The sequence below is a fragment of the Peribacillus sp. NJ4 genome, from assembly GCF_030348345.1.
Classification (GTDB): domain Bacteria; phylum Bacillota; class Bacilli; order Bacillales; family DSM-1321; genus Peribacillus.
Genome location: NZ_JAUCFQ010000001.1, coordinates 3,052,322 through 3,067,177 on the forward strand (window position 1 = coordinate 3,052,322; position 14,856 = coordinate 3,067,177).

Annotated in this window: 13 protein-coding genes; 2 read left to right on the forward strand and 11 right to left on the reverse strand. The window is 38.7% G+C overall.

All coding sequences use genetic code 11. The features are described 5' to 3' along the window. Window positions 1-4: 4 nt before the first annotated feature. The 5 genes from QUF94_RS15195 to QUF94_RS15215 are packed head-to-tail and all read right to left on the reverse strand — an operon-like array spanning window position 5 to window position 4,693. On the reverse strand, window positions 5-727 hold the full coding sequence (locus QUF94_RS15195; RefSeq protein ID WP_289316591.1) for a GntR family transcriptional regulator: 723 nt from the start codon (window positions 725-727) through the stop codon (window positions 5-7). 17 nt (window positions 728-744) lie between these two features. Continuing rightward, entirely contained in the window at window positions 745-1,758 is a 1,014-nt protein-coding gene (locus tag QUF94_RS15200) for a sugar kinase (RefSeq protein ID WP_289316592.1), read from the reverse strand. Next, on the reverse strand, window positions 1,751-2,506 hold the full coding sequence (dagF, locus tag QUF94_RS15205; RefSeq protein WP_289316593.1) for a 2-dehydro-3-deoxy-phosphogluconate aldolase: 756 nt from the start codon (window positions 2,504-2,506) through the stop codon (window positions 1,751-1,753). The genes QUF94_RS15200 and dagF overlap by 8 nt, the downstream gene beginning before the upstream one ends. Next, window positions 2,503-3,612: a DgaE family pyridoxal phosphate-dependent ammonia lyase gene (locus tag QUF94_RS15210; protein WP_289316594.1), complete on the reverse strand. Its 1,110-nt coding sequence runs from the start codon at window positions 3,610-3,612 to the stop codon at window positions 2,503-2,505. The genes dagF and QUF94_RS15210 overlap by 4 nt, the downstream gene beginning before the upstream one ends. Then, on the reverse strand, window positions 3,590-4,693 hold the full coding sequence (locus tag QUF94_RS15215) for an amidohydrolase/deacetylase family metallohydrolase (RefSeq protein WP_289316595.1): 1,104 nt from the start codon (window positions 4,691-4,693) through the stop codon (window positions 3,590-3,592). The genes QUF94_RS15210 and QUF94_RS15215 overlap by 23 nt, the downstream gene beginning before the upstream one ends. Before the next feature lie 790 nt (window positions 4,694-5,483). Here QUF94_RS15215 and QUF94_RS15220 point away from each other — a divergent pair. Continuing rightward, window positions 5,484-5,990, forward strand: a complete 507-nt coding sequence (locus tag QUF94_RS15220; protein ID WP_289316596.1) for a hypothetical protein — start codon at window positions 5,484-5,486, stop codon at window positions 5,988-5,990. Between the two features lie 345 nt (window positions 5,991-6,335). On the opposite strand, the gene QUF94_RS15225 is transcribed toward QUF94_RS15220, so the two are convergent. After that, window positions 6,336-6,689, reverse strand: a complete 354-nt coding sequence (locus QUF94_RS15225; RefSeq protein WP_289316597.1) for a GNAT family N-acetyltransferase — start codon at window positions 6,687-6,689, stop codon at window positions 6,336-6,338. Window positions 6,690-7,624: 935 nt separating this feature from the next. Further along, window positions 7,625-8,071, reverse strand: coding sequence for a MarR family winged helix-turn-helix transcriptional regulator (locus QUF94_RS15230; protein ID WP_289316598.1), 447 nt, complete (start codon window positions 8,069-8,071; stop codon window positions 7,625-7,627). 122 nt (window positions 8,072-8,193) lie between these two features. Here QUF94_RS15230 and QUF94_RS15235 point away from each other — a divergent pair, with 122 nt between their 5' ends. Next, entirely contained in the window at window positions 8,194-9,381 is a 1,188-nt protein-coding gene (locus QUF94_RS15235; RefSeq protein ID WP_289316599.1) for an MFS transporter, read from the forward strand. 579 nt (window positions 9,382-9,960) lie between these two features. Here the strand turns inward: QUF94_RS15235 and QUF94_RS15240 are convergent. The 4 genes from QUF94_RS15240 to QUF94_RS15255 all read right to left on the reverse strand — a co-directional run bounded on the left by QUF94_RS15240 (window position 9,961) and on the right by QUF94_RS15255 (window position 14,854). Continuing rightward, window positions 9,961-11,004, reverse strand: a complete 1,044-nt coding sequence (locus QUF94_RS15240; protein WP_289316600.1) for an oxidoreductase — start codon at window positions 11,002-11,004, stop codon at window positions 9,961-9,963. A 41-nt stretch (window positions 11,005-11,045) separates the two neighbouring features. Next, a complete protein-coding gene (locus QUF94_RS15245; RefSeq protein WP_289316601.1) occupies window positions 11,046-11,477 on the reverse strand; it encodes a DUF1801 domain-containing protein in 432 nt (143 codons plus the stop codon). 471 nt (window positions 11,478-11,948) lie between these two features. Beyond that, window positions 11,949-13,424, reverse strand: coding sequence for an N-acetylglucosamine-specific PTS transporter subunit IIBC (gene nagE / locus QUF94_RS15250; RefSeq protein ID WP_289316602.1), 1,476 nt, complete (start codon window positions 13,422-13,424; stop codon window positions 11,949-11,951). Window positions 13,425-13,615: 191 nt separating this feature from the next. Next, window positions 13,616-14,854, reverse strand: a complete 1,239-nt coding sequence (locus tag QUF94_RS15255; protein WP_483313659.1) for an exo-beta-N-acetylmuramidase NamZ family protein — start codon at window positions 14,852-14,854, stop codon at window positions 13,616-13,618. Window positions 14,855-14,856: the final 2 nt, after the last annotated feature.

Here is a 14,856-nt window from a genome sequence, read left to right on the forward strand (position 1 = left end):
TAGATTATTGTACCGGCTCGTTATATGTCACAATGTAGTTCTGTTTAGCCGTGTGGTAATACCCTTCACTGTATTCCATAACATTTCCGTCCCCATCACTGGAAATCCGAATCCTTTTCAATACTGGACTATTGTTTTCTATTTTCAGTGTTTCGCAAATGTGATCCGGAGCGATAGCAACGGCAAACTCATCTCTGAATGTTTCAAGTTTGACGTTTTGATCTTCCAAAAAGCGGTACAAAGAATTGATTTGGACCTCTTTAATCTCTTCTTGATTTATATTAAGTGAAACATAATGTGTAAAGTAAATATAAGGTTCATTGTCCAATAAATATATTCGTTCGATTCTTGTGCATTGGTCACCAAATAAAGAATGCAGCTTAGCGTCCGAAGAAAGGTCAACATGACTTATGTTTAACACCTTTTTTAAAATGAAGTGCCCTTCTTCCACCAAAAGCTCTGTAAAACGCTTTCCTTTAGAAAGTTTGACAATCGATCCATTAGCTATGACCCTCGTGCCTTTGCCGCTTTTCTTTTCAACATACCCCTCTTGCACAAGTTCTTTGATTGCATTACGGACAGTAACCTTACTTACATTAAATTCTTCTTCCAATAGAGGCTCGGAGGGAATGTTTGTGTCGATGGCATAAACCCCATGTAAAATACGATCCTTCAATATTTCCTTTATTTGTAAATACATCGGTCCATTTTTTCTGTTCACATTCATTCCTAATCTCCTGCCTTTTATCTCTTAATATCTTCCATTTTACCTTCCATCGCCGAGAGTATCTCCTTTTCGGTTGCCAAAGGAGTATCTCCAACGACAGTACATGCCAGCATTCCTGATACAGCCGCAAACCGAACTGTCTTTTCAGGGGAATATCCCAGTAATTCACCATGTAAGATTCCGCTGGTATAGGCATCTCCTGAACCTATTCTATCATATACGGAAAATGATAGAATATCGGAAAAGTAAAATGTTCCTTCCTTATATATATATCCCCTCAACTTATGGGTATTATCGCTGTTGATCGAACGATGTGTCCCCGCTATCGATTGAATATTGAATGTCTCTGCTACTTCTGGGATCAACTCAACAAGCTGCCCTTCCCTTGTGGAGCCTTCTGACTTCATTCCTAAAATATATAGCGCGTCTTTTTCATTCATCATGACGATATCAGCCAAAGAAAGCATTTCTTCATAATGAGGCTTTGCGTCAGCGTAACCACCCTCCCATAAAGAGGGGCGGTAATTGCAATCGAAACAAACTGTACCGCCTTTTTCTTTGACTTTTCTAGCCAGCACCTTCATACTTTCCCGTACATTTTCCGCCATGGCCAGCGTGATTCCGCAAAAATGGATGATATCCGCATTTTCCGAAATCATATCCATATCATAATCGGAAGAGTATGCTGTATTAAAACTGCTTTCCAGTCGATTGGAATATGTGACACGGCTCGCCCGCTGTCCAAAACCATTTTCCAAAAAATACATCCCCAAGTATTTTCCACCTCTAGAGATGAAGTTCCGTCCAATTCCTAAGCGCTGCAAAGCTGAAACCGCTGAATCCCCAAGGGGGTTATCCGGTAATTTTGTAACAAGATATCCATCATGTCCAAGCTTGGTCATCGCAGAAGCAACGTTTACCCCCGTGCCTGAAAAGGAGTATTGCAGAGTGTTAGCCTGTGATAGCAATTCATACCCTGGTACCTGCAAACGCATCATTACTTCCCCGAATGCCACAATCCTTTTAGGCATGTTTTTCAACCAATTTTTTTGTTATGGCTAATAATTTCCGTACATCCTCCCCATTCGTTTTTCCAGTTTCTTCATCGATGATGGAAGAATAGACATGGGGAATGACTTTAGGCACTTTTGCTTCCAATGCGATTTCCAGTATGGTCTCGAAATTATTTAAATCGATTCCGCCTGTTGGTTCCAAAGCAAATCCCTCTTCACCACAAGCCTTTGCCACAGCACGATACTCACCTTCATGCTTCAGGCCTTTCATCGGGAAGTATTTCAATGCATTTCCGCCCATATCGCGAACCAGCGCAATGGCAGCTTTGATAGGCACAATGGCCGTTTCACTTGCACCTGCACTTACAGGACCAGTGGAAATATTCACATAACCGACTTTCCCCGTTGGAGAAACAAGTGAATTTATCCAGCTATCCTTCTTACCTAAATTGGCCCTTGTAGCACCTACAGCCGGAAAAACCTGATTAATATGACTGCCTGGATAGTATTTTGCAATTTCTGCGACAACTGCTGCCTGTCTATTATCGCCCGCGCCCAATCCTATAGAAACGGCCTCATCAATGGCTTCCCCGTATTCTTTCATTGCTGTAACACCAGCTTCCACAGTTGGATAATCCTTTGAGAGTACACCAACCAATACATGGCCTTCCGCTGCTTCAAAGACTTCCACTGCATTTTCTACACTATTTGCTAGTACATTTAAGGCTACACGATCATTCAATAACCGTTTGTTTATGTTTGTCATCCTTGTTTTCCTCCTAAAATGGTTCTTAATTGAGCTTCAATGACGTTTATATCATCACCTTGCAATGGACGTGGATCTATATCGAAAAAGCCTTGCCGTATCCCATAATCACGTGTATAAATGGCTATATCCCCATTTCTGAGCTGCTCGTTCACTTCCTTCGCCGTTGTTTCCGTAATCAAAGGATCAATGGAAATACGTGCCCTATATATGGCACGACCCGCTTCATCCTGAACAATCGTTACTTTTACGCCATCAATGGAGTCAAGTGAAGCGAGAACTTGTAAACTAGCTTTTTCTTTTTCACTATTATCCGTTTTGACAAAATACTCATCCAATGCCTGAAGCAGCCCAAAGGTAGTTTCTTTGCCGACCTTCATGCTCCTTCCGATACAGTGCAATTGAACCTTTAACCATTCGATATATTTTTTTCTGCCAGCTACGATACCGGATGTCGGTCCTTCAATGGCTTTTGATCCACTATAAATCGCCAAGTCGGCAAATTGTACATATTTCTCCAAGTCTTCCTCCGCTGCTGCATCGACAATCAGAGGGATATTATTCGTTTTGGCCACTTCCCATGCTTCTTCGACAGATATCATATTTTTCTGAACGGCATGATGTGATTTCACGTATAAAATGGCGGAAGTATTTTCATTAATGGCATCCGCAATATGTTCCGCTTTCCCTTCGTTTGCATAACCAACTTCAACCAATTTTCCGCCACCCAGGTAAATCATGGTTTCAACCGGTGCACCATACTGAACGTTATGGCCCTTCAGCATGATGATTTCATTCTTTTTAATCGGTTCTTGATGAAGCCTTTCGCTTTTTCTTCTGTTTCCTTCAGTAACGATCGCCGCTACTGAAAGGGCGATACCACTTGATGCCGAGTTTACGACGACAGCTGCTTCAGACTGAAGTAAATTCGCTATATGCTGGCCTGACTTATCCACTAAATCAGAAATTTCAACATAATTTTGTCCACCTTTTTTCATCGCGTCCATCACTGTATCCGTTGGAGCAGAAACCCCCAATATGCTCATTCTTCCGCTTGCATTGATGACTCTTTTCAAACCGTATTTAGCATTCAATGTACTCTCCATTTATAACCACTCCTTTTACGACAACTCTTTTTTCTGCCATTCTTTTTTCGTCATCGGAATCCAATAAAAGCGTCGGCTCATCCTCAATTGAGAATAAGGTTAAGTTAGCAATATCCCCAGCTGAAATCCTGCCTAGCTCTGGTTTATGCAACCATGATGCTGCATTGACCGTGACGGCATCTATTACTTCTTTTAATGGATAGCCCAGATACAAAAATTTTGTAAGCACATGTGCCATATTAAAAACTGGGCCATTCTCTCTGTTTTTCCGATAGATATCCGTACTGATCGTATTGAAGCGGATTCCCCGCTTTTTCGCCGTTTCTGCCGTTTTAAAAGAAAAGCTTGCCGTTCCATGACCTACATCCAAATGAACTCCACGTTCAATCGCCTTACTGAACTCAGGCAGTGGCTCTTCTCTTTCATCAAATAAATTATTCGCTTTACCATTTAAGAAATGTGTAATAATGTCCTTTTCCTCAAGTAAATCAAGGACTTCCTTAATATCAGGCGGCCCTGAACCGATATGAACCATTAATGGTAAATCAGTTTCAGCCGAGAACTTCCGAGCGATTTTCAATGGTTCGATACCATTTGGACCAACCACACTTTTACTTATTCTCGCTTTAAGTCCAACGACAAAATCCCCGTACTTGGAAAGTGCCTTCCTGATTTCCCCTTCGTCCAGCCATGAAATATCCGATAACTCATCAATCCTTTTCAATCCAATCCGCGAAATATTCAGAAAGGCGAAAACATTCGTTTTGGAATTTTCACAACTGCTAACCAAATCAGATATCCTATCTGCCCCCGTGCTTCCCGCATCAATGACCGTTGTTACACCAGTTTTGTATCCAATCTCATCAACATCATCACCATAAGGATCGAATTCCGGAAAAGCATGTACATGCATATCGATCCATCCGCTGGAAACAAATACTTTTTGATCATAATCTATTACCTTATCTCCTATTGCAGTTCCGGGAAGTGCGATTTCTTTAATCATCCCATTTTCCAGTATGATATCAGCTGCATATCCCTCTAACATCTTTACATTCTTCAGAACTAACGTATCTGTCATTTCTCTCATCCTTTTCGGTACATCCTATCGATTGCAAGGACTTTGTATACGGTTACACTGAATTGTGTGAGAATTCATTTCATTTCTCTTTACAAAAATAGATTATCATATTTTGCCGAACTAATCAATATAACGTTATAATGTTTGGTTTGAATTTACAGAATACATAAATCATTTATTATTCTTCTTTTGTCATTATTGTTAATTTGTTCCTTATAGTGTGATCTAGTTTGGGGGTCTTTTAAACAATTACGGGACTGTCCAATGAAATAAAAGGTGGGAAGAAAAACAATCTGTTTTTCTTCCCACCTTTTATTTTTTCACGGATTTATACAAAAAGACAATTAATGTAACAGATGTTCCAAAATCCTAAATTTCAAAAAATCATAGGTCCTATGGGAATACAAAAATAGCATTCCAGTCGGTTACCCTACTAAATAAAGATAACCTCTAGATACTTTAGGATATAGAGAGCATTGCAACATTTTATTCTAAATACATTATTAATTTTATCTTATTTTTTTCCTTTTATTCAAAAATATGATTAATCCAATTATGGCTAAAATTAAAATTAATATGTCTATGTTATAAATAGAAAATACTTTTTGATCAGCTATAATTACTGAAAACATCCTTATTATTAAACCTATACAAGTAGAGATAAGTACAATTTTAACTGATTTAATTTTTTTTTCCTTTATTTCCATATTTATCTTGACCTCCCTTATATAGTTATATAGTATCAAATTATATCCAATATTCAAAAAAAATACAAAGGGAGTGTTATTAAATGAAGAAAAAGTCCTTATTTTCAATACTAATAACAAGTTTATTGGTGGTCTCTAATGTTCCTAATGCATTCACAGAAGAGAAAATTAAATTAACACCTTCATCAACAGCAGTAAACCCAATCGTAGAAGTCAATTTAATTAGTGAAGATTTTGTACAAATACAACCAACTGCAAGCATTATTGAAATGAGCAAACCTATTGCTCATCCAGCTAAACTAACAAATGCCCAATTAGGAAAGATGGTAAAGGCTTATCAAAAGGGAACAACATGGTTAAGCATCGTAAGTACTCTTGTGTTTGCAGGTGGTCCCACAGCACCAGCAGGAGTAGCTACTGCACTGGCATCCGCACTCGCTGGCAGTCCAAATAATTTAATTGCAGCATATCATTCCGGAAAACACGCTTACCACGTATCAGTCTATGCTAGTGGTAAAAAACCAAGTTTATCTAAAATAACTTATATTTATTACACTAAATCGAATCTTTCATTTAGAAGCCCTCGTTGATTAATCTACCTGCCAGTATTCAGACTGAGATAAGCCTACCTAAGTAATTGCTCTTAAAATTTAAATATATAAAGTATTACAAAAAAATTAATCATTAAATTTATTAGGTAATACGGTACAATTAAATAAAGGTTCAGTCAAAATTATGCGTATATTGGCAATTTATGCATTTATTCATAGGATAATTCCAATCATTAATTCCAGCAGGGCACCTCCCCCTTTGAATAGGTGCATAGTATTCTTCCTGACTCATTTCATTTTTCATTTGGATCCCTTTAACTTGTTTTGTACGAAAAAAAAAGGCTGCACCTAATAGGTACTAGCCTCCTAAAAAACGCGCCGAATTCACGATTCCAACGAAATATATTCAGCACCATTTTCTTTTGCCCAATTATGTATATAACTAAGCAGATTATATCCAAGGCCACTAGGACGATGATTTACATCAGTAACCAAATCTTGTACAAACACATAGCGTTCATTATATAAATCTTCACGCCAGCTAATACCCGCTAAAGCTACGATGCTTGTATCATGATATAAAGCAAATAACTGTTTACCCTCCTTACGCATATCATTTAATAATTGTAGATATTCCTTTAAAGTCAAATCAGTTCGTAACTGACTCAATATAGGGTAAGCCTGTAAGAATTGATGTTCTACAGTTAACTCTACTATATTTTCCACTGGTATTTTCATACTAAAAATCTCCTAACTTTTTTAAGTTTAATTGCATTACCTTGCCCATATAAATCGGGATTAATTTTCTTACATTTAAACCCAGCCAATATGTTTTATAAACAAGGGGCTAAAGGTATCCAATGTTGAGAAATTAAACCTAAATTACATAGAACATGATAAGGTACTCAAATAAATGTTTTTCAATAATTGTTCTTCTATCAGTTTCCTATTCTTTTCCTCCTCCATAAATAATTGTTAGATATATATGTAAAAATAATATGCATGAATCGTGCCATTTCAAAAGAAATATACCAACTAATTCCTAAAATTCGCACCATACTCTAACCCATTTCCAGGATTTTGTTGCTCCATTTCCTTAATTCCTGCGCTTTTAGTCCTAGTAAGCGATATTACTTGAACATCTCTAAAACGAATGGTAACAACAATGCTATACCGCCTTTTCGGAAAGTTTATCCGCTAAGAGAATTCCAACCTAAAAAGTCGATTTCCTCTACGATAAGGAATCGACCTTTTTATCTTCTTATAGAACTACACACCAGTTTGTTTGAGTGTATCATTTTTCAATTTCTCATGAACCATTTGCATTTCCCATAAAAAAAACATCTTAATCTTTTGATACATATTCAATTTCCCATCATCATATCTTCTTTAATGGATTTCTGACATCATTTTAAGAATTATTGAATTTGCTGAAATTAGACTACGGGGAATGTGTATGTGGTGAACAGATTACATCGTTGGGCATTTAAGGAACACAATGAAATAAAGTTTAGGAACATTTATGATTAATTAATCATTCTGATAAATAATCACCTAAAAACAATGAAGTTATAGTGGAATTCATTGCTCAAATATATAAAAATGGCCAGCGTGAAAATCAATATAGTGCTTTTTCTTTCTATATATAAGGGAACCCCTCCCCTCCAAGAAGACTATATTTTATTATCTATACGTGACGACACATGTTCGGTCAGTTTCCCAACGATTTGTTTAAGCCTTTCCGTTTCCTCTTCATTTAAGACGCTATAAAAATCACGAAAGATTTTGGCGAAACACTTATTGATGGAATGGTAGGTTTCCTTTCCACTTTCGGTTGATTGGATAAAAACGACCCGCCGATCATCCTTGCTGTGTACCCTTTCGATCAAATCCTTCCGTTCAAGCCGGTCAATTAGCGCAGTTCCTGCTGCAGGTTTAATCTTCAAATGATTCGAAACATTTTTAACAGCTATGGATTCATTTAAGACTATTAATTGCAATGCACGGTACTGTACAGAAGTTAAATCGTATTTAACTAATAACGGTTCCACCATTTCCTGTGAGAGGCTGCTTAGTTCTTTAATCTCTATATGTAAATTATACAATTCACTTGAATGCATGTTTGACAATCCTTTCTTATTGACAACTATCTATCTAAAACTATAACATAATTAACGTATCAAAAAATTAACCATGCGAATTAAAATGGTTATTGATTTTTAAAGAGAGAGAGAGGCTGTCCATGTCAGCAGAGCAACGTAAAAAGATCATAATCCTCATGATCAATATGTTTATAGCAATAGGAAGTTTCGGTATCATCATTCCCATTTTACCAGCATACCTGGCCTCCATTAATCAAGGCGGAACCGCCGCTGGCCTAATGATCGCCATTTTCGCAGGTGCACAACTTATCTTTTCGCCAATTGCCGGAAAATGGACTGACCAATTCGGGCGCAGAAAAATGATTATTTATGGATTGGTCGGTTTGACATTATCCATGTTTATTTTTTATGCAGTCAATTCCATTTGGTTATTGTATGCGTCGCGTATCATCGGTGGGATTGGAGCCGCTTTGCTTATACCCGCAATATTTGCTTATGTAGCTGACATCACCACATTTGATCAACGCGCTAAAGGCAATAGTTTAGTATCTGCCGCTATGTCCCTAGGAATTGTAGTCGGTCCAGGAATTGGAGGGTTTTTAGCTGACTTTGGCCTGAAGTTTCCCTTTTTGATTTCTGCACTGGTCTCCCTATCAGCAGTGGTATTTTCGATTTTTGTATTAAAAGAAAGCGAAACGGCACAAGTTACTCAATCCATGGATGCTGAAACTGAAACAATGGTTCGGAAGATTGCCTTATCCGTGAAAATGCCCTATTTCATTCCACTCATCATTACTCTTGTAATGAGCTTTGGGTTAATGGCATATGAGTCTGTAATTGGACTTTATCTTGATAATCAATTCAACTCAAGTCCTAAGGACATCGCCGTCATGGTTACAGCAACAGGTATCGTCAGTGTAATCGTACAATTGTTTGTCGTCGACCGGATTGTCCGGCGTTTTGGGGAAGTGAATGTGCTGAATATCTTTATCAGTGTTGCAGCCATAGGTTTCCTTCTATCACTTTTTGCTTCAAGTTACCTGATTTTCTTTTTAATCTCACTTATTATCTTCCTTTCCACTTCCATTTTACGGCCAGTTCTTAACACACTGATTTCCAAAATGGCAGGGAATCAGCAGGGATTTGCAATGGGTATGAATAATGCGTATATGAGCATCGGAAATGTGCTTGGACCCACACTTGCTGGAATGATGTATGATGTCCACATCACCTATCCGTTCATGTTGGGCCTTTTCCTCTTAATCATTACTTTGATGATTACCATGGCTTGGCAAAAACGATCTCTTCATGCAAAGGCATTATCCTAGAACTCAAAAAGGCATTTCAAGTTTTATAGCATGATGAAAACCCCGAGTAGCAGCGCTATTTGGGGTTTTTCATTAGGATTTTTATATCCTTTCCTCTTGTAATCGAGATCCTTCATTACAGTTTAATCACGAGTAATACGTTCGAATTCACAAGTATTTGCTTCGAATTCACGAGTAAATGTACGAATTTCACGAGTATTTGATCCAAATTCACGAGTAAATGGCTCAAATTCACGAGTAAATGCTACCTTTTACCGAATATTTGGGCCAAACTTATGCATTTACAGCTCGAAATCTTGCGTAACGTTCGAATTCACGAGTAAATGCTACCTTCTACCGAATATTGGAGCCAAACTTATGCATTTACAGCTCGAAATCTTGCGTAACGTTCGAATTCACGAGTATTTGCTCCGAATTCACGAGTAAATGCTTCATATGTTCCTTAAGTTAATGATTTCCCTAATAAACCAGGAAATCATACATTTGACCATAATAAAAAGCGGCCTTTTTCCTCTTGAAAGAGGTTAAAGCCGCTAATAGTTCTTCTCATTTCAAATTGTTATAAGGGGAAAATTAATTTCATTTAATATAAACGGCTTTCTTCAATTTACTGCTTTCAAAAGCCGCATCAATGATTTTAATGACGGATAGTCCCTCTTGGGCAGTGACTGGAGCTTTTTTTCCGCTCAATATACTATCGGCAACTGCCTGGTAATACGTTAAATAAGAACCATGCAGTGTTTCAATGGTTTCTTGTGTCTCGTTTTCTCCTTCAACCGTAACCAGCTTACCATAAAATTCAGGAGCATCTGCACCCCAAGAGTCATCAATCGGTTTTTTACCATCACTTAGATCAGCCTCTTGGCAATCATTACCGGACTTTATAAATGATCCTTTACTTCCATGAACTTGAAAACGCGGTCCATTAGACGGGACGATTGAGCCTGAATGCAATATAACTCTCAGCTTTTCATATCCTAATATCACATGGAAATAATCATCAGTTTCTGCATTTTCTTTTTGCGAAAATACATCTGCCCAAACGAACTGCGGCACCCCAAACAAATGCAAGGCTTGATCGATGAGATGTGAACCTAGATCAAATAGGATACCTGACCCCGGGCCTGGTTTTTCCCTCCATCTATCCCTGACCATCGGCCTGAACCGATCATAATGGACTTGGTATGTATTGATTTCCCCAAGCACTCCATCATCCATAAGTTTTTTCACGGTCAAAAAGTCATTATCCCATCTCCTGTTATGATAGACACTTAAGAGCAGATTCTTTTCCTCTGCAATCTTAATGAGCTCCTCTGCCTCCCAGGCTTCCACTACCATCGGCTTTTCAAGGATGACATGCTTCCCGGCTAACAAGCTTTGCTTGGCCATTTCATAATGTAAACCACTCGGTGTCGTAATAACGGCCAAATCGATTGACGAGTCTACAAGAATTTCCTCCAAGGTGCCTACCACTTCCACATCCTTCAAATCTTTTAGGACTTTTTCCTTTTGGGAGCTGACAACTTTCACTATTTGAAATTGCCCTAAAACACTTAGTAATGGCGCGTGAAATGTAGCGCCCGATAATCCATACCCAACTAAACCCACTTTAATTTTTCTCATTTTCGGTTCCCTCTCGCTTTCTTTCTTCTCTGAAACACGCTTTATTTCACTTCATTGTTCGGATACTTTTCTCTCAAAAACTTGACAGACTGATTAATCAATTCTTTCAAAACATCAATTTCGATATCTGCCACTTTATTAATGTACACACACCCTTTTCCAGAAGTATGTTTTCCAAATGCCTGTAACAATTCTTCCCTTTTTTTGTCACCCGGAGAAAAATATAAACTGATTTTTGCTTTTCGGGGTGAAAAGCCAACCAGAGGCGCGTCGCCTTCGTGACCAGATTCATATTTATAATGATAGATACCGAATCCAATGATGCTCGGTCCCCACATCTTTGCCTCATAACCTGTCGTCTTGGCAAAAACATCCAATAATTGATATGCATCTTCACGCTTTTTAGGATTATCGACGTTCTCAATGAACTCAATGACACTACTGTCAGTTTCTTTGGTTTTTTGTTTATACATGATCGGAACCTCTCCTATACTAAAAGGTAGAAAAATTCAAAGATATCCTTTGCTCAAAACGAAGTACCCTATACGATCGTGTTCTTTGCGGTTGTCTTTATGTATACAGCTACAGCCTACATTATCGATGAAATCCTTACTATTCAAATGAATGCGGACGAGCTTCATTTAGTAATTCTCCAAGCTTCATTGCAAATCCTTTATTAATACCCTTATATATTATAGAACATTGATTCGTTTTATTCTAATTTAAAAGCAGAGATTAATAAGATAAATCTAATATTAGGAATTGTTTAATTCACATCGATTGATTGGTACCTATGAAACAGTACGTTATCATAAAAATCTCTACGATCAGAATGATAAGGAAACTTAAAACTAATCGTAGAGTTAGTGTATCCATCCCATTTACATTAAGCAAACAGTTGTATTAAAGGGGGAATTGGAAGCCAATATGCAGTTTATCCCGACCTATTGCCGTCGGATTTTTTCAATTTCATCTGCTATGAATTGTACCTGTGTCCCTACGATGACTTGAATGCTTTGGGGACCCACGATATTGATTCCTGCAACCCCTGTTGATTTGATTTTATTTTGATCGACAGCTCCCATATTCTCCACCTCAACCCTTAATCGGGTAACGCAGTTATCTACAGATGTTACGTTGGCGTCTCCGCCTAATCCCTCATAAATAACAGAAGCCATCCTAAAGAATTTACTCTCATTATTCCCGCCTTGACTATTGTCCGCCTCTGCAATCACTCCTTCACCATCAAGCTCATCTTCTGTATCATCTTCCCTGCCGGGAGTCATTAAATTGAACCTTGTTATCAAGAATCGGAATAAGAAATAGTAGATGACAGCAAAAGCCAGTCCTTGAAGAAGTAGCATATAAGGTTCATTTGCCATTGGCAATCTTGAACTTAAAACAAAGTCAATGAATCCTGCACTAAAACCGAACCCTGCTGTCCATTGGAAAGTCGCAGCAATAGCTAACGAGATTCCTGTTAATAAGGCATGCACAACAAAAAGGGCTGGTGCAACAAACATGAAAGCAAATTCCAACGGTTCAGTGACGCCTGTGAAAAATGAAGCGAAACCGGCTGCAAGCATTAATGAAGCCACTTGTTTTTTCTTCCGTGATTTTGCCGTATGGTACATGGCAAGAGCCGCAGCCGGTAAACCGAACATCATGACGGGAAAGAATCCGGCTTGATACATACCCGTGGTTCCTTTTATTCCCGTTCCAGCCCAGAATTTACCGATATCGTTAAGTCCTATTACATCAAACCAGAATACGGAGTTTAACGCATGATGTAAACCTGTTGGTATCAAAAGCCGATTGAAGAATCCATAGAGTCCTGCTCCAGCAGCACCTAATTCACTTATTCCTTCCCCAAATATTACTAACCAGGAGTAGATGAGTGGCCAAACGAAGAATAATATAAGAGAAACCAGTAACATGGCAACCGCCGTAAGGATTGGGACAAGGCGTTTACCGCTAAAGAAAGCGAATGCATCCGGCAGTTCGACCTTACTGAACCGATTAAACATAGCTGCCGCTATAAGACCCGAGAGGATTCCGACAAATGCATTTTCTATTTTCTCAAATGCTGGGTTTACATCTTTTACATCAATTCCCTGCAGCATCGCTACCGAGTCCGTGGAAAGCAATGTCGTTACGACTAGATAGGCTACCAGCCCGCTCAAAGCGGCGGCTCCATCTTTTCCTTTCGACATCCCAAACGCCACTCCAACAGCAAACAAGATAGCCATATTGTCAATGATGGAAGACCCTGCTTTGATTAAGAAAGCCGCTAACGGACTTTCCGCTCCCCATCCTGCTGGGTCTATCCAATAACCGATCCCCATTAAAATGGCGGCTGCCGGTAATACGGCTACTGGCAGCATCAAGGAACGTCCAATTTTTTGAAGATATTTTTTCATTCCGCTTTCCTCCTTACAATTGCTGATTTAGGGCAAACCCCATATTCTATTAGACAACGGTTCCTTCCATTTTAGAACCTCATTTCATTAATAAATTGACTATATTAAGGAAAAAAGTCTTAGCGATTTACTCCTCCTTCTAATGTTCAAAAAAAAAGAAAAGTCCAAATGGACTTATCCTTTTTCACCACTTATTTATAGAGTAAGTAATTTTTGCGAACCTTTTTAAAAGCATCTTGCTTTTCTTGATATTCTTTCATAATTTCATTTACTGAAGAACCTTCTTCAATTCTGGACCTTACCCAGCCATTTCCAATCAATAAATTGAAATTGTTGGCTGCAAGGAATTCGAAATCACCAGGATATAGGTCCTGAATGGTCTTGATGATGTGAAGTCCAGTAGGGACAGCCTTGAATTCCTCTCTATCCGTTATATAAATTTCCACTCCGTGGCTAAGTTTACCTGCATGCTTTGAAAACATAGGTGTAAAAGAGGCTGCCCTGAATTTTACACCAGGTAAACGAAGAGCATTTAATTTCCCAGCAAGCTCATCACCGTTTATATAAGGAGCACCAATCAACTCGAATGGTTTAGTCGTTCCTCTGCCTTCCGAGACATTCGTTCCCTCGATCAAGCCTGTAGCCGGATATACGAATGTAGTAGAGACTGTCGGCATATTCGGTGACGGCAAGACAAAAGGAAGCCCAGTATCGTCATAATCCATATCTCGCTTCCAGCCTTTCATCTTGATGACCTTTAGATCTGCACCAATTTTAAATTCCTTATTGAACAAAGTCGCGAGTTCCCCAACAGTCATCCCATGCTTAAGCGGTATTGGGTACAAACCAACAAACGATGAGAATTCAGGTTCAAGCACCGGTCCATCTACCGACTCCCCGCCTTGTGGGTTCGGCCGGTCCAGCACGATGAAGGGGATATCATTTTCTTTGGCTGCTTCCATTGCATAAGCCATCGTGTAGATATACGTGTAATAGCGTGTTCCGACATCTTGGATATCAAAGACAAGGACCTCAACATCTTTTAACATTTCGGGCGTCGGTTTTTTCGTTTTGCCATATAAGCTATAAACGGGCAACCCTGTTTTTTCATCAATATAATATTCAACGCTTGCACCTGCTTGCGCATCTCCTCGGACTCCATGTTCAGGACCGAATAACGCTGTCAAATTAATATCCGGATCATCATGAAGTAAATCTACGATGCTGGTTAATTTAGAATCGATGCCAGTTGGATTCGTGATCAAACCGACTTTCTTTCTGCTTAACACGTCCTTTTCTTCTTTTAAAAGGACTTCAATACCGGGATTGACTTTTTGTTTTTTCTTCTCTTTAACAGCGGTTACACTTTTTGAGGAAACGATGCCGAAAGAAAGCATGCAAATGGTAAATAAGATAATCATTCTTTTCAAAT